The 25358-nt window shown below is 69.1% G+C and carries 27 protein-coding genes; 17 read left to right on the forward strand and 10 right to left on the reverse strand.

The features are described from left to right. Positions 1-20 precede the first annotated feature (20 nt). The gene (locus ACKTT0_RS21625) at positions 21-1322 is read right to left on the reverse strand and encodes a D-amino acid dehydrogenase (RefSeq protein ID WP_407851820.1); all 1302 of its coding nucleotides are present in this window, start codon (positions 1320-1322) and stop codon (positions 21-23) included. Positions 1323-1460: 138 nt separating this feature from the next. Between ACKTT0_RS21625 and ACKTT0_RS21630 the strand changes: the two genes are divergently transcribed. The 4 genes from ACKTT0_RS21630 (at position 1461) to ACKTT0_RS21645 (ending at position 4589) form a co-directional block, all read left to right on the forward strand. Continuing rightward, a complete protein-coding gene (locus ACKTT0_RS21630) occupies positions 1461-1931 on the forward strand; it encodes a winged helix-turn-helix transcriptional regulator (RefSeq protein WP_407851821.1) in 471 nt (156 codons plus the stop codon). A gap of 114 nt (positions 1932-2045) precedes the next feature. Continuing rightward, positions 2046-2750 carry a DUF502 domain-containing protein gene (locus tag ACKTT0_RS21635; protein ID WP_407851822.1) on the forward strand — a complete coding sequence of 235 codons (705 nt, stop codon included), beginning with the start codon at positions 2046-2048 and terminating at the stop codon, positions 2748-2750. Between the two features lie 27 nt (positions 2751-2777). Beyond that, a complete protein-coding gene (locus ACKTT0_RS21640) occupies positions 2778-3371 on the forward strand; it encodes a restriction endonuclease (RefSeq protein WP_407851823.1) in 594 nt (197 codons plus the stop codon). A 66-nt stretch (positions 3372-3437) separates the two neighbouring features. Further along, positions 3438-4589 carry a hypothetical protein gene (locus tag ACKTT0_RS21645; protein ID WP_407851824.1) on the forward strand — a complete coding sequence of 384 codons (1152 nt, stop codon included), beginning with the start codon at positions 3438-3440 and terminating at the stop codon, positions 4587-4589. 14 nt (positions 4590-4603) lie between these two features. On the opposite strand, the gene ACKTT0_RS21650 is transcribed toward ACKTT0_RS21645, so the two are convergent. Next, the gene (locus tag ACKTT0_RS21650) at positions 4604-5506 is read right to left on the reverse strand and encodes a GntR family transcriptional regulator (RefSeq protein WP_407851825.1); all 903 of its coding nucleotides are present in this window, start codon (positions 5504-5506) and stop codon (positions 4604-4606) included. On the opposite strand from ACKTT0_RS21650, the gene ACKTT0_RS21655 reads away from it, so the two are divergent. After that, on the forward strand, positions 5505-6413 hold the full coding sequence (locus ACKTT0_RS21655) for a TauD/TfdA dioxygenase family protein (RefSeq protein ID WP_407851826.1): 909 nt from the start codon (positions 5505-5507) through the stop codon (positions 6411-6413). The two genes, ACKTT0_RS21650 and ACKTT0_RS21655, sit on opposite strands and share 2 nt — an antisense overlap. A 65-nt stretch (positions 6414-6478) precedes the next feature. Continuing rightward, positions 6479-7447, forward strand: a complete 969-nt coding sequence (locus tag ACKTT0_RS21660) for a tripartite tricarboxylate transporter substrate binding protein (RefSeq protein WP_407851827.1) — start codon at positions 6479-6481, stop codon at positions 7445-7447. 62 nt (positions 7448-7509) lie between these two features. On the opposite strand, the gene ACKTT0_RS21665 is transcribed toward ACKTT0_RS21660, so the two are convergent. The 6 genes from ACKTT0_RS21665 to ACKTT0_RS21690 all read right to left on the reverse strand — a co-directional run bounded on the left by ACKTT0_RS21665 (position 7510) and on the right by ACKTT0_RS21690 (position 13495). Next, complete coding sequence (locus ACKTT0_RS21665; protein ID WP_407851828.1) at positions 7510-9240, reverse strand: ABC transporter substrate-binding protein; 1731 nt, start codon at positions 9238-9240, stop codon at positions 7510-7512. A gap of 93 nt (positions 9241-9333) precedes the next feature. Further along, entirely contained in the window at positions 9334-9642 is a 309-nt protein-coding gene (locus ACKTT0_RS21670) for a DUF2160 domain-containing protein (RefSeq protein WP_028355908.1), read from the reverse strand. 8 nt (positions 9643-9650) lie between these two features. Beyond that, positions 9651-10463 (reverse strand): carbohydrate ABC transporter permease, encoded by an 813-nt coding sequence (locus ACKTT0_RS21675; protein ID WP_407851829.1) that lies wholly within the window; start codon positions 10461-10463, stop codon positions 9651-9653. Then, a complete protein-coding gene (locus ACKTT0_RS21680) occupies positions 10456-11337 on the reverse strand; it encodes a carbohydrate ABC transporter permease (protein WP_407851830.1) in 882 nt (293 codons plus the stop codon). Before ACKTT0_RS21680 ends, ACKTT0_RS21675 begins: the two co-directional genes overlap by 8 nt. After that, entirely contained in the window at positions 11334-12419 is a 1086-nt protein-coding gene (locus ACKTT0_RS21685) for an ABC transporter ATP-binding protein (protein WP_407851831.1), read from the reverse strand. The genes ACKTT0_RS21680 and ACKTT0_RS21685 overlap by 4 nt, the downstream gene beginning before the upstream one ends. Continuing rightward, positions 12419-13495 (reverse strand): ABC transporter ATP-binding protein, encoded by a 1077-nt coding sequence (locus ACKTT0_RS21690; protein ID WP_407851832.1) that lies wholly within the window; start codon positions 13493-13495, stop codon positions 12419-12421. Before ACKTT0_RS21690 ends, ACKTT0_RS21685 begins: the two co-directional genes overlap by 1 nt. Positions 13496-13629: 134 nt before the next feature. Here ACKTT0_RS21690 and ACKTT0_RS21695 point away from each other — a divergent pair, with 134 nt between their 5' ends. The 10 genes from ACKTT0_RS21695 (at position 13630) to ACKTT0_RS21740 (ending at position 23293) form a co-directional block, all read left to right on the forward strand. Next, the gene (locus ACKTT0_RS21695) at positions 13630-14424 is read left to right on the forward strand and encodes a DeoR/GlpR family DNA-binding transcription regulator (protein ID WP_407851833.1); all 795 of its coding nucleotides are present in this window, start codon (positions 13630-13632) and stop codon (positions 14422-14424) included. Between the two features lie 40 nt (positions 14425-14464). Then, positions 14465-16069: a glycerol-3-phosphate dehydrogenase/oxidase gene (locus ACKTT0_RS21700; protein WP_407851834.1), complete on the forward strand. Its 1605-nt coding sequence runs from the start codon at positions 14465-14467 to the stop codon at positions 16067-16069. Positions 16070-16140: 71 nt separating this feature from the next. Continuing rightward, complete coding sequence (locus tag ACKTT0_RS21705) at positions 16141-16875, forward strand: TetR/AcrR family transcriptional regulator (protein WP_407851835.1); 735 nt, start codon at positions 16141-16143, stop codon at positions 16873-16875. Positions 16876-16879: 4 nt separating this feature from the next. Further along, the gene (locus tag ACKTT0_RS21710) at positions 16880-17863 is read left to right on the forward strand and encodes an HlyD family secretion protein (protein WP_407851836.1); all 984 of its coding nucleotides are present in this window, start codon (positions 16880-16882) and stop codon (positions 17861-17863) included. Then, positions 17860-18807: an ABC transporter ATP-binding protein gene (locus tag ACKTT0_RS21715; RefSeq protein ID WP_407851837.1), complete on the forward strand. Its 948-nt coding sequence runs from the start codon at positions 17860-17862 to the stop codon at positions 18805-18807. The genes ACKTT0_RS21710 and ACKTT0_RS21715 overlap by 4 nt, the downstream gene beginning before the upstream one ends. After that, entirely contained in the window at positions 18804-19949 is a 1146-nt protein-coding gene (locus ACKTT0_RS21720; protein WP_407851838.1) for an ABC transporter permease, read from the forward strand. Before ACKTT0_RS21715 ends, ACKTT0_RS21720 begins: the two co-directional genes overlap by 4 nt. 1 nt (position 19950) lies before the next feature. Then, positions 19951-21516, forward strand: a complete 1566-nt coding sequence (locus ACKTT0_RS21725) for an efflux transporter outer membrane subunit (RefSeq protein WP_407851839.1) — start codon at positions 19951-19953, stop codon at positions 21514-21516. Further along, a complete protein-coding gene (locus ACKTT0_RS21730) occupies positions 21479-21961 on the forward strand; it encodes a YbaK/prolyl-tRNA synthetase associated domain-containing protein (protein ID WP_407851840.1) in 483 nt (160 codons plus the stop codon). The genes ACKTT0_RS21725 and ACKTT0_RS21730 overlap by 38 nt, the downstream gene beginning before the upstream one ends. Positions 21962-21971: 10 nt before the next feature. After that, entirely contained in the window at positions 21972-22742 is a 771-nt protein-coding gene (locus ACKTT0_RS21735) for an NRDE family protein (RefSeq protein WP_407851841.1), read from the forward strand. Positions 22743-22855: 113 nt separating this feature from the next. Beyond that, positions 22856-23293, forward strand: a complete 438-nt coding sequence (locus ACKTT0_RS21740) for a carboxypeptidase-like regulatory domain-containing protein (protein ID WP_407851842.1) — start codon at positions 22856-22858, stop codon at positions 23291-23293. Between the two features lie 19 nt (positions 23294-23312). On the opposite strand, the gene ACKTT0_RS21745 is transcribed toward ACKTT0_RS21740, so the two are convergent. Further along, the gene (locus ACKTT0_RS21745; RefSeq protein ID WP_407851843.1) at positions 23313-23687 is read right to left on the reverse strand and encodes an MAPEG family protein; all 375 of its coding nucleotides are present in this window, start codon (positions 23685-23687) and stop codon (positions 23313-23315) included. Between the two features lie 105 nt (positions 23688-23792). On the opposite strand from ACKTT0_RS21745, the gene ACKTT0_RS21750 reads away from it, so the two are divergent. Beyond that, positions 23793-24653, forward strand: coding sequence for a CPBP family intramembrane glutamic endopeptidase (locus ACKTT0_RS21750; protein WP_407851844.1), 861 nt, complete (start codon positions 23793-23795; stop codon positions 24651-24653). Here ACKTT0_RS21750 and ACKTT0_RS21755 read toward each other — a convergent pair. Beyond that, on the reverse strand, positions 24626-25357 hold the full coding sequence (locus ACKTT0_RS21755) for a DUF2238 domain-containing protein (RefSeq protein WP_407851845.1): 732 nt from the start codon (positions 25355-25357) through the stop codon (positions 24626-24628). The two genes, ACKTT0_RS21750 and ACKTT0_RS21755, sit on opposite strands and share 28 nt — an antisense overlap. Between the last annotated feature and the right edge of the window lies 1 nt (position 25358).

Below are 25358 nucleotides of genomic sequence, written 5' to 3' on the forward strand. Positions count from 1 at the left end.
GTGGCACAACCCCGCGGCGCTCAGGCGACCGAGCGTTCCCCCATGGCCATGCCGGCGCGGCGCGGCCGCGCGCCATAGCGCGACAAGGCCAGGTCGTCGGCCCGGATGGCCGGCCGCTGCCCGGTGACCAGGTCGGCCACCAGCTTGCCGGAGCCGCAGGCCATGGTCCAGCCCAGGGTGCCGTGGCCGGTGTTGAGGAACAGGTTGCCATAGCGGGTGGCGCCGACGATGGGGGTGCTGTCGGGCGTCATGGGCCGCAGGCCGGTCCAGAATTCGGCGCTGGCGACGTCGCCGCAACCGGGATAGAGGTCGTTGACGACGTGCTCGAGCGTGCGGCGGCGCGCCGGGTTCAGGCGCAGGTCGAAGCCGGCCAGCTCGGCCATGCCGCCCACCCGGATGCGGTTGTCGAAGCGCGTCACCGCCACCTTGTAGGTTTCGTCCAGCACCGTGGAAACCGGCGCCGCGTCGGCATCGGTCAGCGGAATCGTGAGCGAATAGCCCTTCACCGGATAGACCGGCAGGTCCAGCCCCAGGGGAGCCAGGAAGCCGCGCGTATAGCTGCCGAAGGCGGCGACATAGCGGTCGGCGGACAGCGACTCGCCCCCCACCTGCACGCCGACGACTTCGCCGCCGCGCGTCTGCAGGCCGTCCACCGGCTGGCCATAGCGGAACTCCACCCCCAGCCCGGCCGCCAATTGTGCCAGGCGGCGCGTGAACAGGCGGCAATCGCCGGTTTCGTCGTTGGGCAGGCGCAGGCCGCCGGCCAGCTTGTGGGCGGTGCGCGCCAGCGCCGGCTCGGCCATTTGCAGGCGGGCGCGATCGAGCAGCTCGTAGGGCACGCCGTTGGCTTCCAGCACCTCGATGTCGCGCTGCGCGGCCTCGTACTGGGCCTGGGTACGGAACAACTGCAGGGTGCCGCGGGCGCGTTCTTCGTACTGGATGCCGGTGTCGGCGCGCAAGGCGCGCAGGCAGTCGCGGCTGTATTCGGCCAGGCGCAGCATGCGCTCCTTGTTGACGGCATAGCGGTCCGCCGGGCAGTTGGCCAGCATGGCGGCCATCCATCGCCATTGGAACAGGGTCCCGTCCGGGCGGATGGCCAGCGGGGCGTCTTTCTGGAACAGCCACTTCAAGGCCTTGAGCGGGATGCCGGGGGCCGCCCAGGGGGTCGAGTAGCCGGGCGAGACCTGGCCGGCGTTGGCATAGCTGGTCTCGCAGGCCGCCTCGGGCTGGCGGTCCAGCACGGTGACCTTGGCGCCCTGGCGAGCCAGGTAGTAGGCGGTGGTCGTGCCGATCACGCCGCCGCCCAGGACGATGACATGCATGAGAATTCCCCGTCTTGGACTAGTCATATGGGTAATTGAATAGTCTAGAAGCGGCACGGCAGTGAAAAGCACTAAAATCACCCCTTCCTATCCACTTTTCGACTGGCGGCGCCTTGCCTGGCGGCCTCCAGGAGTGAAATGCGCGAGCTCGACCGCATCGACCTGAAAATCCTCGACATCCTGCAGCGCGACGGGCGGATCTCCATCACCGACCTGGCCGAGCGCATCAGCCTGTCGGCCACCCCCTGCTCGGAGCGCGTCAAGCGCCTGGAGCGCGAAGGCGTCATCGCCGGGTATCATGCGCGCGTCAATCCGGCGGCCCTGGGCCGAAACTTGCTGGTGTTCCTCGAAATCAAGCTGTCGGCCAAGTCGGGCGACGTCTTCGACAAGGTCAAGCAGGAACTGCTGTACGTGCCGGAGGTCATGGAATGCCACCTGGTGTCGGGCGATTTCGACTACCTCGTCAAGGCCCGCCTGACGGAAATGAACGAGTACCGCCGGCTGCTGGGCGAGATCCTCAAGCGCCTGCCGGCCTCGGCGGAATCGCGCAGCTACGTGGTGATGGAAGAAATCAAGGAAACCCTGTACCTGCCCACCACCGGGCACTAGGGCCAATACTTCGCGCGACGCCGCGCTGCAACGCCCGGCTGCTATGCTCCGGGGGCCGGCCCGATGGCGGCCGGACGCGCGGCGCTGCGCTCGCCTTACCGGAGAATCTTTCCGATGACACGCTTGTACCGATATTTTTTCCGCGGCCTGATCACCGTCCTGCCGATCGCGCTGACGATCTATGTGCTGTTCCTTTTCCTGTCGTGGACCGAGCGGGTCGCGCTGGCGCTGCTCAGCCCGTTCATCGGCAGCTTCTACATCCCCGGCATGGGACTGCTGCTGGGCATCCTGGGCATCCTGCTGATCGGCTACCTGGTCTCCAAAGAGCGGGTGCAGCGCGTCTTCCACCTGGTCGAGATGCCCTTCACCAACCTGCCGGTGGTCAAGAGCATCTATTCATCGCTCAAGAGCTTCGCCGATTATTTCTCGCCCAGCGCCAAGACCGACACCCAGCACGTAGTGGTGCTGCGCATGCCGGGCCAGCCGCTGGAGCTGGTCGGCCTGATCACGCGGCGCGGCACCGAAGGACTGCCGGAAGGCTTCCTGCCTGGCGAACGGGTCGCCGTCTACCTGCCGATGGGCTACATGATCGGCGGCTACACCGTCTTCGTGCCGGCCGACTGGGTGCAACCCATCGACATGTCGGTCGAGGAAGCCATGCGCGCCTCGCTGATCGCCTGGATGGCGCGCGCGCAGGATGCGCCGGCCGCCGTGCGCGCCGCGCCACCCGGCCCCCCCGCGCCGCCCACGGCGCCGGGTGGCGCTCCGTCGGGGCCGTCGGCGCCGCCCGCGCCGCCGGCCGGCACGCCGGCCGCCTGACCGCCATCAACAGTATCGGGACCGCGCATGAAGTTCATGGCCAAGAATTCGCTGTTCGCCATCCTGCTGCGCTCGCGCTGGTGGATCAGCCTGCTGGTGGCGGCGGCGCTGGTGGTGTTCGGCTTCGCCGCCCTGCCGCCGGCCTACGCGCCGTTCCCGGTATTCGCCGCGATTCCGTTCGTGGCCATCGCCGGCATCGCCGCCTGGAAGCAGCGCGACAAGCCCTCCCGGGCGCGGGTCGAACAGACGGCGGCGGCGCTCGCGGGCATGCCCTGGGCGGCCTTCGCCGACACCCTGGAAGCGGCGCTGCGCCGCGACGGCTGCGAAGTCAGGCGGCTGGACGGCGCGGCGGCCGACTTCGAGGCGACGCGCGCCGGCAGCGGCCGCGCCCTGGTATCGGCGCGCCGCTGGAAAGCCGCCCATGTCGGCGTCGAACCCTTGCAGCGCCTGGAAGCGGCGCGCGCCAAGGCGGGCGCCGGCGAGAGCATCTACGTCGCCCTGGGCGAAATCTCGGACGCGGCGCGCGCCTATGCCGGCCGCCACCAGATCCGCTTCATGGACGCAGAGGCATTGGCCCGCCTGCTGCCGCCGGGGGCTATGCAAACCGCGCCGCGGCAGTAGAATCTGGCGCCTGACGGCGCGCGTTGTCCCCCTCATCGGGCGCGCACCGGTTTGCGGAGCCGACGCATGCCCTCACCCGAATCGCCACGCCCGCCCGCCGCCCGGCAGGGTATCCGCATTGCCGCGTCCAGCCCGGCCGGCTTGCGGGCACACTGCCAGGCCGCGCACGACTACCTGGCCGCGCTCGGTCTTGAGCCTTATCTGGCCGTCCGCCCGGACGGCCCGCTGGCCATGCATTTCGAGGCATCCCCTGCCCTGCACGCGCTGGCGCCGGAGCGCGACACCACCGGGCTGCATGCCGCGCTGGGGCTGGGCCCCCAGGCCAGCGGCGACAGCCTGGCGCGCGAGATCGTGCTGGCCATGCTGCTGGGGCCGGTGGCGTTCCCGTTTCCCGACGCCGCCGAGCTGCGCAGCGCCGTGCGCATCCGCCAGCATATCGTGGAGGCGGCGCGCCGCACCGCGCTGGCGTTCGACACCGAACACGCCGAGCGCCCGGCCGGCTATTGGCGCTACGACGAGGCGCGCGGCTTCACCATCGAGCCGGGCGTATCGCTGATCGAGGCGCTGCGGCTGGCCACCCAGCCGCAGGCATCCGGCAAGCTTTACTCCTTCTCGTGCTATCGCGCCACCGAGTACGTGACGCTGCTGGGCATCGCCCAGGAGCTGCACGATGCCCACCCGGCCCTGTACGCCCGGCTGCAGCGGCAATGGGAGACGCGCGCCATCATGTCCGGCCAGTTCCACGAGGTGTTCCTGCGCGAGTACGGCTCGCTCGACCAGCCCCTGCCGGCCCGCTATTACGTGCCGGGCGACCGCCTGTGGTTCCGCAACCCCGACGCGCGTTCGTCCAATGTCGAGGGCTACGAAGGCTCGTGGCTGTTTTACCTGGGCGGCGGCCTGTTCAATAACTTCTGGAAGCGCGACCAGCCGTATACGCTCACCGCCAAATGCGTCGAGATCCACCACTGGCGGGACGGCGCGCGGCACGACGCGCGCGGGCGGCTGATACTGGACGAGGCCATTGTCGAGGAACGCGTGGCCCGCACCCTGCGAGACCCGGCGGCGGTGCAGGCCGTGCTGGCCCGCATGCTGCGCCGGCGCGATCCGCAAGGGGTCTACGCCGACGGCGGCTGCATCGACGCCACGCGGGAATGCGCGCGCTGGGTGCTGCCCGGCACGGCGCAGATCGAGCTGCCGGATTGGGCGGCTGCGACGTAGCCGCCGCCGCGGAGTCAGGCCGGCGGTGAACCGGGTTCGTCGGCGTTCATGCCGGCCGCCACGGCCCGATAGGAAGCGTGCAGCAGCGCCTTGGCAGCGCGCTCGGCCGCCTCGCCGTCTCCGGCGGCGACTGCCTGGGCCAGGCGCGCCCAATCCGCGGCTGATTCGCGCCGCCGTTGCTGAGTCCGGAAACTGACCGATTTCTCCCGTATGGCGTAGCGCCACAACGCCTGGTCGCTAAGCCCTTCGTAGATGGTGCGCAGCCGCTTGCCCGGGCATGCGCCGATCAGCATGCGCTGGGTGTCGATCGACAGGCTGGCATAGTCGGCGGGAGACGTGTCCGCCTCATCGGCCCGCGCCCGCAGTTCGCCGGCGCGCTCGAGCAGCGATGGCACAAGGCCTTCCGGCGGCCTTTCCGCCACCAGGCGGGCAGCCAAGCCCAGCAGTTGCGCCCGGATATTGAAAATCTCCTCGATTTCCTCGGCATCCACGGCAATGACGCGTACACCGTAGCGGGGAATGCGCTCGACCACGCCGCGCCGCTCCAGCAGCGCCATGGCTTCGCGCACGGTGCTGCGGCTGACGGCGAAAAGTTCGGCGTAGGTTTCTTCCTTCAGGCGTTCGCCAGGCGCGAGGGCGCCATCGTGAATGGCTTTCAACAAGGATTCGGCCACTTGCTCCGGCAGGGATTTGGCCAGGCGGCCGATTTGCGTCGTTTCTTTCTCGAAATAGGCGTTCGCGCCGGACATAGGCTTTTGGCGAGAGAGGATTGAGGGCCAGTATACCGTCGGGACCCGGGCAAGAATCACCTGCCGGACCAGGGTTGGTGGCCGCAGAATTTTTTGTCGACAAACGACAATCGACGTTAATATACTGTACCGGGGGCCGCCACCGCCCCACAAACAGGAGACCTTCATGACCGATATCAACGTCACCCCGCTTGGCTATGCGGCAGGTGCCCGGGTAGCCGGACTGGATTTGCGGCAGCCCCTGTCGCCCGTCCAGGTCGCCGCCGTGCAGGCCGCTTGGCATCGCCACCTGGTGCTCGTATTTCCCGGCCAGGACTTGAGCGCGCCGGAGCTGATCGCCTTCACCGCCCAGATGGGCGAAGTCGAGCGCAACGACAACGTGCCCTATTACCGGGACCCCGACTACCCGGAGGTGCTGCTCGTATCGAACAAGCCGCGCAACGGCAAGCCCTCGGAAACGCGCAACACCGGGCGCAACTGGCACGCCGACCTGACCTATACCGACCGGCCCGCCAAGGGTTCGGTGCTGATGTGCAAAGAAAAGCCGGCCATAGGCGGCGACACGATGTTCGCCAACATGTACATGGCCTACGAGACGCTCAGCCCGGTCCTGCAGAAGTTTGTCGAGTCGCTTGAAGCGGTGCACGACATCACCCTGATCAAGGGTTTCGAGCGCCGCGACCCGGCCCAGATCGCCGACATGAAGCGGGCCAACCCTCCCATTGCCCACCCCGTCGTGCGCACCCATCCCGAGACCGGCCGCAAACTGCTGTTCGTCAGCGAACGCATCCGCCATTTCGTCGGCATGACCGAAGAAGAGAGCCGTCCGCTGCTGCAATTCCTGAACAGCCACGCCACCTCCCCGGAATTCGTCTACCGGCACCAATGGGCACTGAATGACGTGGTGATGTGGGACAACCGCTGCACCCTGCACATCGCCCTGAAAGACTTTGACCAGAGCCAGGCCCGCCACATGATGCGCTGCTCGATGCGCGGCGAGAAATCCGGTTATGTCGTCGCGCCGGACACGGAGGACGGCGGCTCCCTCAAGAGCGCGCTGGCCGCGGTGTCCTGACCCAGGCGCGGCCCGCGCCGGGACACCAGAACAACACCCGCATTCCCCCTGGAGGAGACAACAAAATGCCTGGATTTTTCTCGCGTCGAGCGCGCCTGCTCGCCGTGCTGGCCTGTTTGACGGCCCTGCATACCGCAGGGCGCGCGGCGCAGCCCATGCGCCTGGAAGTGGGATTTCCGCCCGGCGGCACCACCGACGTCATGGCCCGCTTGATCGCCAATGAATTGAGCGCGCAAATCGGTCGCGACATCATCGTCGAGAACCGCGCAGGCGCCAGCGGCAACATCGCGGCCTCGTCGGTAGCCCAGTCCGCGCCGGACGGCAACACCCTGCTCTTCGCGCCCAGCAGCCATGCCGTGAATGCCTCGCTCTACCCCGACTTGCCGTTCGATACGGCACATGCCTTCACGGCAATCGGCATGGTGGCCACCACGCCTTACGTGCTGGTCGTCAACCCACGGCTGCCGCACGGCTCGCTCGGCGAACTGACGGGCTATCTCAAGCAGCATCCGGGCGAAGTGGCCTTTGCCTCCGCGAGTCCCGGCACCGGACAGCACCTGGCGGGAGAGCTGTTCAAAAAATCGGCCCAGGTCGACATCCTGCATGTGCCCTACAAAGGCAGTGCGGCCGCCCTGCCAGACCTGATCGCCGGTCGCACCGGCATGATGTTCGACAACATTGCGGTCATGCTGCCACACATCAAGAGCGGCAAAGTCAACGCCCTGGCCGTCACCACGGCCCAGCGCTCCCGCCTGCTGCCGGACCAGCCCACCGTGGCGGAAAGCGGCTATCCCGGATTCGACGTGACGGGGTGGTTCGTACTGCTGGCGCCGGCCGGCACGCCCGACGCGGTGGTCGATCGTCTGAACCAGGGCCTGAATACCGTTTTGCGCGGCAATCGCCTGGCCGGCAAACTGGCCGAACTGGGCGCCGAGGTGAAGACCAGCACGCCGCGAGAAGCCGACCGCTACGTGCAAAGCGAGATCAGCCGCTGGTCCTCGGTGGTGGAGCAAGCCGGAATCAGGCCGAACTGACGCTTGATCGAAAAAAAAAGCGGGCGCCGCGCGGCGCCCGCCCTTTATTCGGCTCTCGGGCCTCAGCGCACCTTGCCCTCCTTCCAGGCCTGCAACAGCTTGTCGTAGGGAATCGTCTGACCCTGCGGCTTCTCGTTGGCCAGCTTCTGCCACGGCGCGTGCTGGTCCGACAGCCACTTGGACGGGTCGCTCTTCTTGTTGAGCTTGGGCGCGCACTGCGCCATGCCGGCCCGTTCCAGGCGCGCCATGACCCGGTCCATCTCTTCGGCCAGGTTGTCCATGGCCCGCTGCGGCGTCTGCTCGCCCGTGACCGCGGTCGCCACGTTCTTCCACCACAACTGGGCCAGCTTGGGATAATCGGGCACGTTGTTGCCGGTGGGCGTCCAGGCCACCCGCGCCGGGCTGCGGTAGAACTCGATCAGGCCGCCATAGCGGTCGGCATTCTTGGTGAAGTAGTCGCTGTGGATGTCGCTGTCGCGGATGAACGTCAGGCCGGTGATCGACTTCTTCAGCGACACGGTCTTGGACGTGACGAACTGCGCGTACAGCCAGGCACCGGCCAGGCGGTTGGCGTCGGTGGACTTGAAGAAAGTCCATGAACCCACGTCCTGGTAGCCGTTCTGCATGCCGTCCTTCCAGTATGGCCCGTAGGGCGACGGCGCCATGCGCCATTTGGGCGTGCCGTCCTCGTTGACCACCGGCAGGCCTTTCTTGGTCATGTCGGCCGTGAAGGCGGTGTACCAGAATATCTGCTGGGCGATATGCCCCTGCGCCGGCACCGGCCCGGACTCGGAGAACGTCATGCCCATGGCCTGCGGCGGCGCGTACTTCTTCATCCAGTCGATGTACTTGGTCAGGGCGTAGACAGCGGCCGGGCTGTTGGTGGCGCCGCCGCGCTCGACCGAGGCGCCCACCGGCGTGCACTTGTCGTCGGCCACGCGTATGCCCCATTCGTCCACCGGCATGCCGTTGGGCAGCCCCTTGTCGGCCGCGCCGGCCATCGACAGCCAGGCGTCGGTGAAGCGCCAGCCCAGCGACGGGTCCTTCTTGCCGTAGTCCATGTGGCCGTAGACTTTCTTGCCGTCGAGCTCCTTCACGTCATTGGTGAAGAAGTCGGCGATGTCCTCATAGGCCGACCAGTTGGTGGGCACGCCGAGCTCGTAGCCGTACTTGGCCTTGAACTTGTCGCGCAGGTCCTGGCGGGCGAACCAGTCGGCGCGGAACCAGTAGACGTTGGCGAACTGCTGGTCCGGCAACTGGTACAGCTTGCCATCCGGCGCGGTGGTGAACTTGGTGCCGATGAAGTCCTTCAGGTCCAGGCCGGGGTTGGTCCATTCCTTGCCGGCGCCCGCGATGTAGTCCGACAGCGGCAGGATGGCGCCGTAGCGGTAGTGGGTGCCGATCAGGTCCGAATCGGAGATCCAGCCGTCGTAGATGGACTTGCCCGACTGCATCGACGTCTGCAGCTTCTCGACCACGTCGCCTTCCTGGATCAGGTCGTGGTTGACCTTGATGCCGGTGATTTCCGTGAAGGCGCGCGCCAGCGTCTTGGACTCGTACTCGTGGGTGGTGATGGTCTCGGACACCACGTTGATCTCGGTGACGCCCTGGGCCTTGAGCTTGGCCGCCGCGTCGATGAACCACTGCATTTCCGCCATCTGCTTGTCCTTGGACAGCGACGACGGCTGGAATTCCGAGTCCACCCATTTCTCGGCCTCGGGCAGACCGGCCCATGCGGCCGAGCACCCGATCAGGGCGATGGCCGCCGCCATGGCTTGCCTACGCAATTTCATGACCTATCTCCTCGATATGCCTTCCCTTTGTGCTGCGGACCTGGGCCTGGGAAGATGCCGGCCGGCGGTCGTTCGGCTACAACTCTTTTTGTTTCATCCCTTGCGCATGATCCAGGCCAGTACCAGCATCGACACCGCGAAGCTGATCCAGACCGTGGGCGGGTCCTCCAGCCCGAACCAGTCCATCATCTGCTCGCCCAGGCCGACGTAGGCCAGATTGACCCACGCGGCGGCCATCAGGCCAATGAACAGCCGGTCGCCGCGCGTGGTGGCAATGGGCAGGAACCCCTTGCGCAGGCGCGTGGGCGACTTCAGTTCCCAGACCGTCATGCCGGCCAGCATCAATACGATGCAGGTGAAGAAAACCGCCACCGGCGTGGTCCATACCATCCAATCGAACATGGCCCCCCCTATACGCGCCCCATCGCGAAGCCCTTCGCGATGTAGTGCCGCACGAACCAGATGACGATGCCGCCGGGCACGATGGTCAGCACCCCGGCCGCCGCCAGCACGCCCCAGTCCATGCCGGAAGCCGACACGGTGCGCGTCATGGTGGCCACGATGGGCTTGGCGTTGACCGAGGTGAGCGTGCGCGCCAGCAACAGCTCGACCCAGCTGAACATGAAGCAGAAGAACGCCGCCACGCCGACGCCCGACTTGATCAGCGGCAGGAAGATGGTCAGGAAGAAGCGCGGGAAGGAATAGCCGTCCACGTAGGCGGTCTCGTCGATTTCGCGCGGCACGCCGGACATGAAGCCTTCCAGGATCCACACCGCCAGCGGCACGTTGAACACCAGGTGCGCCAGCGCCACCGCCAGGTGCGTGTCCATCAGCCCCAGCGAACTGTAGAGCTGGAAAAACGGCAGCAGGAACACCGCCGGCGGCGTCATGCGGTTGGTCAGCAGCCAGAAGAACACGTGCTTGTCGCCGATGAACCGGTAGCGCGAGAACGCGTAGGCGGCCGGCAGGGCCACCGCCAGCGAAATCAGCGTATTGATGCCGACATAAATAAGCGAATTGATATAGCCGGAATACCAGGCCGGGTCGGTGAAGATGGTGCGGTAATGGTCGAGGGTGAACTCGCGCGGCCACAGGCTCAGCGTGCCGACGATCTCGGTATTGGTCTTGAACGACATGTTCAGCATCCAGTACAGCGGCAGGATGGCGAACGCCAGGTACAGCAGCAGGAAAGCGGCGCGCCAGGCCGAACCTCGCTTATCCATGGGAGACCTCCTCGGTGGCCGCGCCGGCACGCTGCATCCAGTTGTACAGGATGAAGCACAGCAGCAGGATGATCAGGAAGTACACGATCGAGAACGCGGCGGCCGGCCCCAGGTCGAACTGGCCCACCGCCTTCTGCGTCAGGTATTGCGACAGGAAGGTGGTGGCATTGCCCGGGCCGCCGCCGGTCAGCACGAACGGCTCGGTGTAGATCATGAAGCTGTCCATGAAGCGCAGCAGCACGGCGATCATCAGCACGCCGCGCAGCTTGGGCAGCTGGATGTAGCGGAATACCGCGTAGCGCGAGGCGCCGTCGATGCGGGCGGCCTGGTAATAGGCCTCGGGGATGGCCCGCAGTCCCGCATAGCACAGCAGCGCCACCAACGGCGTCCAGTGCCAGACGTCCATGACCAGCACCGTCAGCCAGGCGTCCAGCGCGTCGCCGGTATAGTGGTAGTCCACGCCCAGCCAAGTCAGCGCCGCGCCCATCAGGCCGATATCGGTGCGCCCGAACACCTGCCAGATGGTGCCCACCACGTTCCACGGGATCAGCAGCGACAGCGCCACCACCACCAGCGTGGCCGAGGCGCGCCAGCCCGCGGCGGGCATGCACAGGGCCAGCAGGATGCCCAGCGGGATCTCGATGGCCAGCACCGCCAGCGAGAAGCCGATCTGCCGCAACAGCGCGCCATGCAGTTCTTCGTCCTGCAGCACCATCGCATACCACTCGGTGCCGACGAATACGCGGCGCTCGGGCGAGATGATGTCCTGCACGGAGTAGTTGACGATGGTCATCAGCGGCAGGATCGCCGAGAAGGCCACGCAGACGACCACGGGCAGCACCAGCAGCCAGGCGCGTTGGTTGAGGGGCTTCATGAGATCCGTTCCTCGTCGCGGTAGAAGCAGGTGTGCGCATTCAGCAGCGGCAGCCAGACGGTATCGCCAACCGCGGCCGTGCTGCCGGCCGCCGTGCGGGCGCGCAGCGTCATGCCGTCGAAGTCGCCGGTCAGCAGCCGGTAGGTGCCCAGGTCCTGGACGCGCGATATCCGCACCGGCACGGCGCCCTGCGCGCCGGCGGTGCACGGCTGCAGGTATTCAGGGCGCACGCCCACGCGCACCGGGCCGGCGGCGGCCAGCGTGTCGGCCAGGGCGGCTGGCAGGCCGGAGAACCGCAGCGTCCCCACCACCAGCGCGCCGTCGCGCCATTGCGCAGGCAGGAAGTTCATGCCCGGGGAGCCGATGAAATGGCCCACGAAGGTATGCGCGGGCCGTTCGAACAGGTCTTCCGGCGTACCGATCTGCACCGCCTTGCCGCGCGACATGACCATGACCTGCTCGGCGAAGGTCAGCGCCTCGGTCTGGTCGTGCGTGACATAGATGAGGGTCAGGTTGAGCTCGTGGTGGATCTCTTTCAGCTTGCGCCGCAGCTGCCATTTCAAGTGCGGGTCGATCACCGTCAGCGGCTCGTCGAACAGCACGGCGGACACATCGTCGCGCACCAGGCCGCGGCCCAGCGAGATTTTCTGCTTGGCATCGGCCGACAGTCCGCTGGCGCGCCGGTCCAGCAGCGCCGACATGTCCAGCATTTCCGCGATGCGACCGACCCGCTCGCGCGCCTGGGCCGGCGGCACGCCGCGGTTGCGCAGCGGAAACGCCAGGTTCTGGGCCACCGTCATGGTGTCGTACACCACCGGGAACTGGAACACCTGGGCGATGTTGCGCTGCTGCGGTGTCAGGGCGGTAACGTCGCGGCCGTCGAACAGGATGCGCCCTTGCGAGGGGCGCAACAGGCCGGACATGCAGTTCAGCAGGGTCGTCTTGCCGCAGCCCGACGGCCCCAGCAGCGCATAGGCGCCGCCATCGCGGAAGGTGAAGCGCAAGGGCAGCAGCGCGTAATCGTCGTCCGACTCCGGCCGGCTGAGGTACGAATGAGCCAGGTCCAGCTCGATTGCCGCCATCAGGCCACCTCCGCGGCGCGGCCGGCGGCCAGCAGGGTTCCGGCGGCGTCGAATGCGTACAGGCTGGCCGGGTCGAAATACAGCGTCAGACGGTCTTCGAGCGCATAGCGATGCACGCCCGGCAACTGGGCCACCACCGGCCCCGCCGCGGTCTCCGCATGCACGAACGTGTCCGACCCCGAGATCTCGGCCAGCTTGACGGCCCCGGACAGCGCCACGCGCCCCGCGCCCGGCGCGATGCCGAAGGCGCCGGCGCGCAGGCCCGCCGTGATGCGCGCCTCGCCGTCGCCATCCGGCAGGGCGCGGGCCGCCGCCACCCCGCCTTCCAGTACGATGCCGCCGGCCTGGCGCCGGGCCGCGAACAAGTTCATGGGCGGATCGCTGAATGCCCGCGCCACCCGCAGGGAGGCGGGCCGGTGGAACACCTCGGCGGCCGGGCCGTATTGCAACAATTCGCCGGCATCCATGACGGCGGTATACCCCCCCAGCAGCAGCGCCTCGGCCGGTTCGGTGGTGGCGTAGACCACCGTGGCCTGGCCATCGGCGAACAGGCCGGCCAATTCGTCGCGCAGTTCCTCGCGCAGCTTGTAGTCCAGGTTCACCAGCGGCTCGTCGAGCAGCACCAGCGGCGCATTCTTGGCCAGCGCGCGCGCCAGCGCCACGCGCTGCTGCTGGCCGCCCGACAACTCGGCCGGATAGCGATCCAGCAGGTGGCCGATGTGCAGGCGGCCGGCCATTGCCCGCACGCGCCCGTCGATGTCGCTGGCGCCGCCCAGCTTCAAGGGCGAAGCGATGTTGTCGTACACCGACATGGAGGGATAGTTGATGAACTGCTGGTAGACCATGGCGACATTGCGGCGGCGCACCGGCACGCCGGTCACGTCCGCCCCGTCGACCCGCACACTACCCTCGGTGGGCCGGTCCAGGCCAGCCATGATGCGCAGCAGCGAGGTTTTGCCCGCCAGCGTGGCGCCCAGCAGCACCGTCATGGCGCCGGCCACCGGTGCCAGGCTGAGCGGGTACAGATAAGACTGCGACCCGACCTGCAAGGCGATTCTGTCCAGCGTCAACTGCATCGTTCTCCTCCAGGTGGGCGGATGCACTCGCTTTCGTTGTTTTTTTGCTTTTTTGCGTTTTACCCAACAAGCGAAAGAAAAACAATCTTGCAGCGCGTCATTATTTTTCGCTTTTGTTGTTTTATGATGCGAATATGACATTGAACCCTCGACAAAGCGCGCTCGTGGAAATGGTCCGTTCCCAGGGTTCGGCCACCATCGAGGCCCTGGCCCGCCATTTCGACGTCACCCTGCAGACCGTGCGGCGCGACGTCAACCTGCTGGCCGAGGCCGGGCTGTTGTCGCGCTTTCACGGCGGGGTGCGCATCGAGGCCTCGACCATCGAGAACATCGCCTACCGCAAGCGCCAGGGACTGCACGCCGAGGCCAAGCAGCGCATCGCCCAGGCCGTGGCGCGCGCCGTGCCGGACGGCTGTTCGCTGATCCTGAACATCGGCACCACCACCGAGGCCATCGCGCGCGCCTTGCTGCGCCACCGCGGCCTGCGCGTCATCACCAACAACCTGCATGTCGCCGACATCCTGTCGGACAACCCCGATTGCGAAGTCATCGTGGCCGGCGGCGTGGTGCGGCCGCGCGACCGCGGCATCGTCGGCGAGGCCACGGTGGACTTCATCCGCCAGTTCAAGGTCGACATCGGCCTGATCGGCATCTCGGGCATCGAGGCCGACGGCACGCTGCGCGACTACGACTTCCGCGAGGTGCGCGTGGCGCGCAGCATCATCGAGCAATCGCGCGAGGTCTGGCTGGCCGCCGACAGCAGCAAGTTCCAGCGCCAGGCCATGGTCGAGCTGGCGCACATCTCGCAGATCGACCGCTTCTTCACCGACGCATATCCGCAAGAACCCCTGGCGCAAGTCCTGCAAGAGTCCGGCGTGCGCTGCGAAATCGCGACGGCCGAGGCCGGCGCCGAATCCGCCGAGGACTGAGCCCGCCCCGTTTCCCTTGCCGGTCCGACACCACGCCGCCATGACCCCTGCCCCCGCTCCCCTTCTCCCGCCCAGCCGCGCCGCGCTGCTCCAGGCCCTGCAAGACCCCGCCCCATGGGACGTGGTCGTCATCGGCGGCGGCGCCACCGGCCTGGGCACGGCCGTCGACGCGGCCGCGCGCGGCTACCGGACACTGCTGATCGAGGCCGACGACTTCGCCAAGGGGACGTCCAGCAAGGCCACCAAGCTGGTGCACGGCGGCGTGCGCTACCTGGCCCAGGGCAACATCAGCCTGGTGCGCGAAGCCCTGCACGAGCGCGGCCTGCTCAACCGCAACGCGCCGCACCTGGTGTGGCCGCTGGGCTTCGTGGTGCCGGCCTACGGGCTGCTGGACCAGCCGTTCTACGGTGTCGGACTGAAGATGTACGACATGCTGGCCGGGCGGCTCAACCTGGCTCCCAGCCGCTGGCTGTCGCGCGCCGAAACCCTGGCGCAGGCCGCCACCGTGGCGCCCTCGGTAGGCGGCCGGGCCTTGCGCGGCGGCGTGCTGTATTACGACGGGCAGTTCGACGATGCGCGGCTGGCGGTGGCCTTGATGCGCACCCTGTTCGACCTGGGCGGCACCGCCATCAATTACGTGCGCGCCACCGGCCTGACCCGCGACGAGCGCGGCGCCATCGGCGGCGTGCTGGTGCAGGACGCGCTGGACGGCGGCCAGTACGCCGTGCGGGCGCGCTGCGTGGTCAATGCCACCGGCGTCTGGGTCGACAGCGTGCGCCGCATGGACGACGCGCAGGCCCAGACCATGGTCGCGCCCAGCCAGGGCGTGCACCTGACGCTGCCGCGCGACTTCCTGCCGGGCGACAAGGCCATACTCATCCCCAAGACCGACGACGGCCGCGTGCTGTTCGTGGTGCCCTGGAACGGCCGCACCATCGTCGGCACCACCGATACGCCGCGCGACGACCTGCCGCTGGATCCGCCGGCCCTGCCGGCCGAGGTCGATTTCATCCTGGGCACCGCCAGCCGCTACCTGAGCCGCAAACCCACGCGCGCCGACGTCACCAGCGTGTGGGCGGGCCTGCGGCCGCTGGTCAAGGCCACGGGCGAAGCCGCCACCAAGACCCTGTCGCGCGAGCACACCATCGTGGTGTCGCGCGCCGGCCTGGTTACCGTGACTGGCGGCAAATGGACCACCTATCGCCGCATGGCGCAGGACGTGGTCGATACCGCCATCCAGCGCCAGCTGTTGCCGCAGGCGCACTGCCGCACCGCCGAGCTGCCCCTGCATGGGGCGCCTGCGGCCGGCGCGCCGGCCGCCGCCCCGCAGGGCACCCCCGACAGCTACTACGGCACCGACCTGCCTGCGCTGCGCGCCCTGCCCGGCCACGAGCGCGTACTGGTGCCGGCCAGCGGGCTGACGGAAGCCCACGTGCGCTTCGCCGCCCGCCATGAACTGGCCCGCAGCGCCGAAGACGTGCTGGCGCGCCGCAATCGCGCGCTGTTCCTCGACAGCGAGTCGGCCGTCCGGGCCGCGCCCGAAGTGGCCCGCATCCTGGCCGAAGAACTGGGCCTGGACGCCGCCTGGCAAGGCGCCACGCTGGCGGACTTCGAACGCAGCGCGGCGCATTACCGGCTGGCCTGAGCGGCGCCGCCACGGCGGCGAAATTGCAACAGGTGCTTTTAATTAATTAAATCATTAATTAGAATGCCAGCATGAATCCAGCCCTTCCCGCTTCCCGCAAGCTCGGCCGCCCGGCCCGCCCCGCCGGCGCCGGCGGTCGCGACGCCATGCTGGACGTCGCCACCGAACTGTTCGCCTCGCAAGGCGTGGCGGCCACCACCATCGCCCACATCGCCAAGGGCGCCGGCGTGACTTCCGCAATGGTTCACTACTACTTCAAGAACCGCGAACAACTCATCGACGTGGTGGTTGCCGAGCGCCTGGCGCCGGTCATCGCCTACGTCTGGGCGCCCGCCGCAACCGGCCCGGCCGCCGACGACGCCACGGCGGCCGGGCCGCATGCCATGGTGGCGCGAGTGGTGCGGCGCATCGTCCAGTGCGCCAGCGAGCGCCCCTGGCTGGCGCCGCTCTGGATGCGCGAGGTAGTCAACGCGGGAGGGCAGTTGCGCGAACGCGTGTTCCGCCAATTGCCCTTCGATCACTTGCATGCCTTTGCGGCCCTGATCGCGCAGGGCCAGCGCGCCGGCGCGGTGAATCGCGACGTCGAGCCGCGCCTGGTATTCCTGTCGGTACTGGGCATGACCCTGGTGCCGCTGGCCACCTCCGACTTGTGGCAGCGCATCTGGGCCGACGACGGCAATGCCGCCACGCTCGACCCCGACACCATCGCGGCGCACGCCATCGCCATTCTGTCGGGCGGCCTGTTCCCGCCTTCCTCCTCCACCCGGCGCCGCCCCGCGCGCCTCCCGCTCCGGCCAGGATCCTGACGCCATGCCCGCCCGTCTTCCGCTTCCCGGTTTCCCCGCGCGGCGCCGCGCCTTGGCCGCCCTGTGCCTGCCGCTCCTGCTGGCCGCTTGCGGCAACGACGAACAACCGTTCTACCAAGGCTATGTCGAGGGCGAATTCGTCTACATGGCGGCCTCGCAGGCGGGCCGGCTGCAGGCGCTGCACGTATCGCGCGGACAGCAGGTCCAGGCCGGCGCGCCGCTCTTCGCGCTCGAGACCGACCCCGAGGCCGAGGCGCAACGCGAGGCCCAGGCCCGCCTAGCCGCGGCGCAGGCCCAGCTGCTCGACCTGGACACCGGCCAGCGTCCGCCGGAAATCGAAGTGGTGCGCGCCCAACTGGCGCAGGCCGAGGCCGAAGCCCGGCGCGCCGCCGCGCAGCTGGCCCGCGACCGCGTGCAGTTCCAGGCCGGCGGCATCGCCCGGGCCCAGCTCGACGACAGTCGCGCCCAGGCCCGTTCCAGCGCCGCGCGGGTACGCGAACTGCAGGCCCGCCTCGACGTCGCCGCGCTGCCCGGCCGCGACCAGCAGCGACAGGCCCAGCAGGCGCAGGTCGAGGCAGCGCGCGCGGCACTGGCGCAGGCCGATTGGGCGCTGGCGCAAAAGCAGGTGGCCGCGGCCGCGGCGGGCCGGGTATTCGACACGATGTACCGGGTGGGCGAATGGGTGCCGGCCGGCAGCCCGGTAGTCCGCCTGCTGCCGCCCGGCAACGTCAAGCTGCGCTTTTTCGTGCCCGAGACGGCGCTGGGCGCGCTACAGCCTGGCGGCCAGGTCAGCGTGCGCTGCGACGCCTGCGGCGAGGCGGTGCCCGCTGCCATCACCTACGTATCCGAACAGGCCGAGTACACGCCTCCGGTCATCTACAGCCGCGACAGCCGCGGCAAGCTGGTCTACATGATAGAGGCGCACCCGGCGCCGCAGGATGCGGCGCGGCTGCATCCGGGCCAGCCCGTCGAGGTCGTGCTGCCATGAACCGGCCCGACGCCGCCGAGCTGGTCATCGATGTGCATGGCCTGAATAAGCATTTCGGCGACAAGCACGTCGTCAACGATGTGTCGCTGCAAGTACGGCGCGGCGAAATCTATGGCTTCCTGGGCCCCAACGGCAGCGGCAAGACGACCTGCATCCGGCTCATGTGCGGCCTGCTCACGCCCGACTCCGGCAGCGGCACCTGCCTGGGCTACGACATCCTCACCCAGAGCGCCGACATCAAGCGCCACGTGGGCTACATGACACAGAAATTCTCCTACTGGGAAGACCTGACCATTCGCGAGAATCTCGATTTCGTGGCGCGCATGTACGAGATGCCCGACCGCCGCCAGGTGGTGGAGCAGGCGCTCGAGGGACTGGGCCTGCAGAGCCGCGCCGACCAGCTCACCGGCGCCCTGTCGGGCGGCTGGAAGCAACGGCTGGCGCTGGCGGCCTGCCTGCTGCACGAACCGCAACTGCTGCTGCTGGACGAGCCCACTGCCGGCGTCGATCCGACCGCGCGGCGCGATTTCTGGGAAGAGCTGCACGCGCTGGCCGCGCGCGGCATCTCGGTGCTGGTCAGCACCCACTACATGGACGAGGCCGAACGCTGCCATAAGCTGGCCTACCTGGCCTACGGGCGCCTGCTGACCCAAGGCACCGCCGAAAGCGTCACCGCCGAGCAAGGCCTGGCCACCTGGGCCATCCACGGCCATGACCTGGTCTCGCTGGGGCAGCGCCTGCGCGGCAGCCCCGGCGTCGACCAGACCGTGGCGTTCGGCTCGGCGCTGCATGTCAGCGGCAAGGACCACGCGCAGCTCGAGCGCACGCTGCGCGAGGCGGTGCAAGGTTCCGGCCTGCGGCTCGAACCGGTCGACACCAGCCTGGAAGACGTGTTCATCTATCTGATGAACCGCTCCACCGACAACTACGGAGGCCGGCCATGACGACGCGCGAGCGGCGCTTTTCGTGGATGCGCTGGTGGAGCATGGTGCTCAAGGAGTTCCTGCAGCTGCGGCGCGACCGCATCACTTTCGGCATGATCGTCGGCATTCCCATCATGGAGCTGGCGCTGTTCGGCTACGCCATCAATACCGATCCGAAGCAGATGCCCACCGCCGTGATCGTGTCCGACCACAGCGAGTTCACGCGCACCTTCGTCGCGGCCATGAAGGCGTCCGATTACTTCAACATCGTCGAGGAACTGCCCGACGAGGAAGCCGGCCGCGCCGCCCTGGCCCAGGGGCGCGTGCTGTTCGTGCTGACCATCCCGCCCGACTTCACCCGCAACCTGCTGCGCGGCGAGCGTCCGGCGCTGCTGATCGAGGCCGATGCCACCGACCCGATGGCCACCGGCATGGCGGTCAGCGCCGCCGCGCAGCTCGGCCAGACCGTGGCGCGCAAGGACCTGACCGGCCCGCTGGCGCACCTGGCGGGCGGGCAGCCGCCGTTCGAGGTACGCGTGCACCGCCTGTACAACGAAGAACAGATCGCCCAGTACAACACCGTGCCGGGCCTGATGGGCGTGATCCTCAGCATGACCCTGGTCATGATGACCGGCCTGGCCATGACGCGCGAACGCGAGCGCGGCACCATGGAAAACCTGCTGTCCACGCCGGTGCGGCCGCTGGAAGTCATGACCGGCAAGATCGTGCCCTATATCGCCATCGGCCTGCTGCAGGCCACCATCATCCTGCTGGCGGCGCGCTACGTGTTCCATGTGCCGTTCATGGGCAGCCTGCTGGCGGTATACCTGGCGGCGCTGCTGTTCGTGGCGGCAAACCTGACGGTCGGCATCACGCTGTCGTCGCTGGCGCAGAACCAGCTGCAGGCCATGCAGCTGACGATGTTCTATTTCTTGCCCAACATCCTGTTGTCGGGGTTCATGTTTCCCTTCCAGGGCATGCCCCTGTGGGCCCAGCACCTGGGCAACCTGCTGCCGCTCACCTACTTCAATCGCCTGATCCGCGGAATCCTGCTCAAGGGCAATGGCTGGGCCGACCTTTGGCCGCATGTCTGGCCGCTGCTGGTGTTCACCGTCCTGATCATGGCGCTGGCCGTGAAGTTCTATCGCCGCACGCTGGATTGACATGCCGAACCGACACCCACCCTCGCGCAGGTCCCGCGGGCGCGCCAAGCCGACGGCACTGGCCTTGCTGCTGATGCTGGGCGGCTGTGCCGTGGGGCCTGATTTCGAACGCCCTCCCGCGCCGGACGCCAGCCACTACGGTGAAACCCCCGCGCCGGCCGCGACCGCCGGGGATGCCCACGTGCCGGCGCAGCGGCTGCGCGCCGGCATGGACATTCCCGCCCAGTGGTGGCAGCTCTTTCGCTCGCCCGAGCTCGACCGGCTGGTGCGCGAGGCGCTGGCCCGCAGCCCCACCATCGACCAGGCCCGCGCCCGCCTGCGCGAGGCGCAGCAAACCCTGGCGGCCGAAACCGGCGGCCGCACCCTGCCCTCGGTGGATGCCAACTTGTCGGCGGGCCGCCAGAAGGTCGATCCGTCTGCCTATGGCGTGCCGGTGGCCGAGCAGCCGGCGCCGTTCACCCTGTACAACGCCTCGATCGACGTGTCCTACACGCTGGACGTGTTCGGCGCCGAGCGGCGCGCGCTCGAGGGCCTGCGCGCGCAGGTCGACGCGCAGGCCCGGGAATTGCAGGCCGCGCGCATGACGCTGGCGGGCAATGTGGTCACGGCCGCCATCCGCCAGGCCGGCCTGCAGGCCCGGCTGGAAGCCACCGAAGCGCTGCTGGAGGCCCAGGCGCGCCAGCTCGCCATCATGCGCCAGCGCCAGCGCGCCGGCGGCATTGCCGCCCTGGACCTGCACAACCAGGAATCGCTGCTGGCCCAGACCCGCGCCACGCTGCCCGGCCTGCGGCGGCAGCGCGACCAGGCGCGCCACCAGCTGGCTGTCTACCTGGGCCGCACGCCCGGGCAGGCCGACCTGGCGCTGCCCGCCTGGGCCGCCTTGCACTTGCCGCTGGACGTGCCCCTGGGCGTGCCCTCGCAACTGACGCGCCAGCGTCCCGACATCCTGGCCGCCGAGGCACTGTGGCATCGCGCCGCCGCCGATGTCGGGGTGGCCACGGCCAATCGCTACCCCCGTTTCACCCTCACTGGCAGTTTCGGTTCGCAACGGACCCGGGCCGGCGACGTGGCCGACGGGGTCAATGTGTGGAGCCTGGCGCTGGGCCTGACGCAACCCTTGTTCCGCGGCGGCGAGCTGCGGGCCCGCCAGCGCGCCGCCGAGGCGGCATATGATGCGGCGGCCGCTGCCTATCGCGAGACCGTCCTGCAAGGCTTCCGGCAGGTGGCGGACGCGCTGCGCGCCGTCCAGGCCGACGCCGCCGCCCTGCAGGGGCGCGCCGAGGCGGAGCGGCAAGCGCAGGCAGCCTACGCCATCGCGGTCCGCCAATACCAGGCAGGCGGCATCAGCCAGTTCGCCCTGCTCGACGCGCAACGCGAACAATTGCGCACCCGCGCCGAACGGATCCAGGCCCAGGCCGACCGCTATGCCGATACGGCCGCGCTGCTGCAGGCACTGGGCGGCGGCTGGTGGAACGAAGCGCCGGAGGGCGTATCATCCTCCCGTTCGCCCTCACCGCCTTCCGCATGCCATGGATGTCTTCCTGCGACTGCAAGCCCTGCTGACTGAACACCGGATTCCCTACCGCCTGCTGCAGCACCGGCCGGCCGGGAAATCCGAAGAAGTGGCCGCCATCCGCGGCACGGCGGTCAGCCAGGGCGCCAAAGCCCTGGTGTGCCGCGTGAAGGTCACCTCGAACCTGCGCAAGCACGTGCTGGCGGTGTTCCCCGCCGACAAGCAGGCCGACCTGGCGGCCATCGCCGCGGCCGCCGGCGGCAAGAAGGCCTCCCTGGCTTCCCATGAACTGGCGCGCGAGCTCACCGGCTGCGAGATCGGCGCGATCCCGCCGTTTTCGTTCAACCAGGACCTGTCCTTGCTGGTGGACCCGAGCCTGCGCGCGCGGCACGATGAGATCGTCTTCAATGCGGGCCGGCTCGACGCCTCCATCGTGATGCGCGCCGACGATTATTTTCGCCTGGCGCAGCCGGCCCAGGCCCCGTTCGTGCATCCCTGAGGACACCGCCATGTGCCTTGCCGTCCTCGCCCTGCACAGCGTCCCCGGCGTGCCGGTGCTGATCGCCGCCAACCGCGACGAGTTCCACGCGCGCCCCACCCGGCCGGCGGCGGCCTGGCCCGGCCGGCCCGCCATCTATGCCGGACGCGACCTGCGCGCCGGCGGCACCTGGATGGGCGTCGACGAGCGCGGCCGCTACGCGGTGGTGACCAATTTCCGCGATCCGCTGCACATCCTGCCGCAGGCCCGCTCGCGCGGCGCGCTGGTCGAAGACTACCTGCGCGGCAACGCCCCGCCCGCGGAATACATCGCCGCCGTGCACGCGGACGGCGCCCGCTACAACGGCTTCAACCTGATCGCCGGCGACGCGGCCGGCGCCTGGTATTGCAGCAACCGCGACGGCGCGCCGCGCGCGCTCGCGGCCGGCATCTATGCCGTCTCCAACCACCTGCTGGACACCCCCTGGCCCAAGCTGGCGCGCACCAAGGCGGCCTTCGCGGCCGTGCTGGGCCGCGCGGCGCAGCCCGACCTGCCAACGCTCTACGCGGCCCTGGCCGACCGCACCCCGGCCGAGGACGCCAGCCTGCCGGACACCGGCATCGGGCTGGCGCGCGAGCGCCTGTTGAGCAGCCCGTTCATCGTCAGCCCCGACTACGGCACGCGCGGCTCCACCGTGCTGGCCCTGCACGCGGACGGCCGCGGCGAGCTGCACGAGCGCCGCTTCGGCCCCGATGGCATGCCTGCCGGCGACAGCGACCTGGCCTTCACCTGGCACGCCTGACGCCGGCGGTGGCGAACTTCGCTGGCGCGGACTAATCTAAAGACAATGTCCCGCACCACGGGACCCGCCAGGCCCGGCCGCGGCCAAGCGCCGGGCTTTCCTGGAGAACGCCCATGAACAAACGCCACGAACGTTCGCGCATGGCCGCCGCGCTGGCCGCCGGCAGCCTGGCCCTGGCGGCCGGCGTCGCCGCCGCGCAGACCTCTTCCGCGCTGCCCGCGGTGCAGCAGCAAGGCAGCGTGCAATACATCACCGGCGGCGTCGGCATCGACGAGTCCGAAGCCATCAAGGCCGCCAGCAACCGCTACCCCCTGGCCCTGACTTTCGCCTCGCGCGACGGCGGCGCGTACCTGGCCAGCGTGCAGGTGACCATTACCGACGCGCAAGGCAACACCGTGCTCGACACCGCCACCGACGGCCCCTACCTGCTGGTGAAGCTGCCGGCCGGCCGCTACAAGGTGTCGGCCCGCTTCAACGACAAGGAGCAGACCCGCCAGGTCTCGGTGTCCGGCCACGGCACGACGCGCCAGAGCTTCACCTGGAGCGCCTGACGGGCCGGTCGCGGGCGGCTCAGGCCCCTGCGAACAGGATGGCAATATTCACCGCCAGCGCCAGGGCCCAGACGATGGAGCGCAGGGTGCCCCGACCGGCCGCGTACAGGGCCGCGTAGGCAACGCGCAGCGCCAGCCAGGCGCCGGCCAGCCACGCCAGGTGGCCCGCGGCGGCGCCGTTGTGCAGCGCCAGCAGCACCGCGGCAAAAAAGAACGGCAGCGCCTCGAAGGCATTGGCCTGGGCCGCGTTGGCCCGCGCGCGCCAGCCTTCCTGGCGCGCCAGCCAGGCGCGCGGCGCCTCGTTGTCGAAGCCGCGGCCGCCGGCCTTGGCGGCCAGGGCGGTCAGGGATGGCAGCAGCGCGGCCGCCAGCATCAGGCAGGTCAGGGTCGTCATGTTCGTCTCGCATGGCCGGGAACTTGCTGCAGACTGTAAACCAGCCCGTCGCGATGCGGGCCATTTGGCGGTACGCTTGCGGTCCCGCAACCTGCCGCCCTGCCAATGCCGCCCCTGCCCGATTCCTTGCCCTGGCTCGCGCTGTGCGCCGCCGCCGCGCTGCTGTGGCCCGCCGCCACGCGCGCCTGGGCGCTCGCGCCGCTGGCGGCAGGCTACGCCTGGGCACTGGCCAATGGCGCGGTCGAGCCGGGCGCCCTGCTGTGGCCCGCCCTGCTGCTGGCGGCGGCCTGGTGCCTGCGCGCCCCCGCTGCGCGCTGGCGCGCGGCTGCCGGGCATGCGCTGTTCATCGTGCTGGCGGCCGGCCTGAGCCTGCACCTGCTGCCGGGGTTCCACAACGTGCCGGCCATTGTTGGCGCGCGCTACACGGCCGATGCGCTGCCGTTCACCATGTACCTGAACCTGGACAAGCCGCTGGCGGCATTCTGGGTCGTGCTGGCGCTTGCACCGCCCATGTGGGGCGCGACGGCCGGCACCACGCTGCGCGCGGCGTTGGCCGCGTGCGCCGCGGCCGCCGCGGCGTGCCTGGGCATCGCGCTGGCGCTCGGGCTGGCGGGCTGGGCGCCCAAGTGGCCGCCGCAAGCGTGGCTCTGGCTGGCCAACAATGCCCTGCTGGTGAGCCTGGCCGAGGAAGCGCTGTTCCGCGGCTATGTGCAGCAGCAACTGGCGGAGCGCTGGCGTCATCGGCGCGGCGGCGCCCTGCTGGCGCTGGTCGCGGGCGCCCTGCTGTTCGGCCTGGCGCACGCGGCCGGCGGCCCTGCATGGATGGCGCTGGCCACCCTGGCGGGGCTGGCCTATGGCGCGGCATACCGCCATGGCGGCCTGGCCGCCGCCGTGCTGGCGCACCTGGGCCTGAACACCCTGCACTTCGCCTTGTTCACTTACCCGATGCGCGCGCTGGCGGGCTGAGCGCCCGCCCGGCCGCCGTCGCCATCGCGCGGCGGCTTGAGGCTGTCGGCCCATTCGCGGGCCAGGTCGCGGCGCGCGCCCCGGTTGGCCAGCGCCGTGGCGACCATCGCGATGCAGGCCCCGCAGGCGGCCAGCGCCATGTCCTTGTGGGCGTCCCAGATATCGCCCTGGGTGCCCAGGTAAGCCGCGCCAAGCTCGCCCCCGAAGGCGGCGGCCGCGCCCCATTCGATGAGCTCGTACAGGGCCGAGGTCGACAGCGCCACGTCGAGCGGCAGCAGATACCCCCAGAACCCGCGCACCTCGACCACCCGCAGGAAGATTTCGCGGATCGGGTAGGCCAGCAGCAGGCCGTACGAAAAATGCACCAGCCGGTCGAAATGATTGCGGCGCCAGCCCAGCGCCTCGTTCAGGCCGTGCCCGGTCAGGGCGCGCCACCAATCGTCGTATGGCACCAGCGAATAGGTATAGTGCGCCCCCACGGCGTGCAGGCACAGGAACAGGAATATCAGCGTGTACGACACCCGCGAGAATGCGAACCAGCGGCGCGTGACCAGCAGCGCCGCGCCGAACAGCAGCACCAGCGCGTTCTCGAGCAGCCAGTCGGCGCGGTCGTGCGGCTCGATGGCCAGCGCGACCCACAAGACGGCATAAAGGGCGGCGAGCAGGCCCAGGTACAGATGACGGGCGCGGGTGGGACGGGCCATG

Source organism: Bordetella saccharivorans (assembly GCF_045862855.1).
GTDB classification, from domain to species: Bacteria; Pseudomonadota; Gammaproteobacteria; order Burkholderiales; family Burkholderiaceae_B; genus Bordetella_A; species Bordetella_A petrii_F.

Coding starts and splice junctions, on each gene's coding strand:
- ACKTT0_RS21720 (WP_407851838.1), top strand. CDS start 18,804: ATGACGACGCGCGAGCGGCGCTTTTCGTGGATGCGCTGGTGGAGCATG.
- ACKTT0_RS21645 (WP_407851824.1), top strand. CDS start 3,438: ATGCCCTCACCCGAATCGCCACGCCCGCCCGCCGCCCGGCAGGGTATC.
- ACKTT0_RS21745 (WP_407851843.1), bottom strand. CDS start 23,687: ATGACGACCCTGACCTGCCTGATGCTGGCGGCCGCGCTGCTGCCATCC.
- ACKTT0_RS21730 (WP_407851840.1), top strand. CDS start 21,479: ATGGATGTCTTCCTGCGACTGCAAGCCCTGCTGACTGAACACCGGATT.
- ACKTT0_RS21755 (WP_407851845.1), bottom strand. CDS start 25,357: ATGGCCCGTCCCACCCGCGCCCGTCATCTGTACCTGGGCCTGCTCGCC.
- ACKTT0_RS21640 (WP_407851823.1), top strand. CDS start 2,778: ATGAAGTTCATGGCCAAGAATTCGCTGTTCGCCATCCTGCTGCGCTCG.
- ACKTT0_RS21650 (WP_407851825.1), bottom strand. CDS start 5,506: ATGAAGGTCTCCTGTTTGTGGGGCGGTGGCGGCCCCCGGTACAGTATA.
- ACKTT0_RS21665 (WP_407851828.1), bottom strand. CDS start 9,240: ATGAAATTGCGTAGGCAAGCCATGGCGGCGGCCATCGCCCTGATCGGG.
- ACKTT0_RS21680 (WP_407851830.1), bottom strand. CDS start 11,337: ATGAAGCCCCTCAACCAACGCGCCTGGCTGCTGGTGCTGCCCGTGGTC.
- ACKTT0_RS21660 (WP_407851827.1), top strand. CDS start 6,479: ATGCCTGGATTTTTCTCGCGTCGAGCGCGCCTGCTCGCCGTGCTGGCC.
- ACKTT0_RS21725 (WP_407851839.1), top strand. CDS start 19,951: ATGCCGAACCGACACCCACCCTCGCGCAGGTCCCGCGGGCGCGCCAAG.
- ACKTT0_RS21655 (WP_407851826.1), top strand. CDS start 5,505: ATGACCGATATCAACGTCACCCCGCTTGGCTATGCGGCAGGTGCCCGG.
- ACKTT0_RS21690 (WP_407851832.1), bottom strand. CDS start 13,495: ATGCAGTTGACGCTGGACAGAATCGCCTTGCAGGTCGGGTCGCAGTCT.
- ACKTT0_RS21705 (WP_407851835.1), top strand. CDS start 16,141: ATGAATCCAGCCCTTCCCGCTTCCCGCAAGCTCGGCCGCCCGGCCCGC.
- ACKTT0_RS21750 (WP_407851844.1), top strand. CDS start 23,793: ATGCCGCCCCTGCCCGATTCCTTGCCCTGGCTCGCGCTGTGCGCCGCC.
- ACKTT0_RS21625 (WP_407851820.1), bottom strand. CDS start 1,322: ATGCATGTCATCGTCCTGGGCGGCGGCGTGATCGGCACGACCACCGCC.
- ACKTT0_RS21685 (WP_407851831.1), bottom strand. CDS start 12,419: ATGGCGGCAATCGAGCTGGACCTGGCTCATTCGTACCTCAGCCGGCCG.
- ACKTT0_RS21710 (WP_407851836.1), top strand. CDS start 16,880: ATGCCCGCCCGTCTTCCGCTTCCCGGTTTCCCCGCGCGGCGCCGCGCC.
- ACKTT0_RS21675 (WP_407851829.1), bottom strand. CDS start 10,463: ATGGATAAGCGAGGTTCGGCCTGGCGCGCCGCTTTCCTGCTGCTGTAC.
- ACKTT0_RS21740 (WP_407851842.1), top strand. CDS start 22,856: ATGAACAAACGCCACGAACGTTCGCGCATGGCCGCCGCGCTGGCCGCC.
- ACKTT0_RS21635 (WP_407851822.1), top strand. CDS start 2,046: ATGACACGCTTGTACCGATATTTTTTCCGCGGCCTGATCACCGTCCTG.
- ACKTT0_RS21630 (WP_407851821.1), top strand. CDS start 1,461: ATGCGCGAGCTCGACCGCATCGACCTGAAAATCCTCGACATCCTGCAG.
- ACKTT0_RS21670 (WP_028355908.1), bottom strand. CDS start 9,642: ATGTTCGATTGGATGGTATGGACCACGCCGGTGGCGGTTTTCTTCACC.
- ACKTT0_RS21695 (WP_407851833.1), top strand. CDS start 13,630: ATGACATTGAACCCTCGACAAAGCGCGCTCGTGGAAATGGTCCGTTCC.
- ACKTT0_RS21700 (WP_407851834.1), top strand. CDS start 14,465: ATGACCCCTGCCCCCGCTCCCCTTCTCCCGCCCAGCCGCGCCGCGCTG.
- ACKTT0_RS21735 (WP_407851841.1), top strand. CDS start 21,972: ATGTGCCTTGCCGTCCTCGCCCTGCACAGCGTCCCCGGCGTGCCGGTG.
- ACKTT0_RS21715 (WP_407851837.1), top strand. CDS start 17,860: ATGAACCGGCCCGACGCCGCCGAGCTGGTCATCGATGTGCATGGCCTG.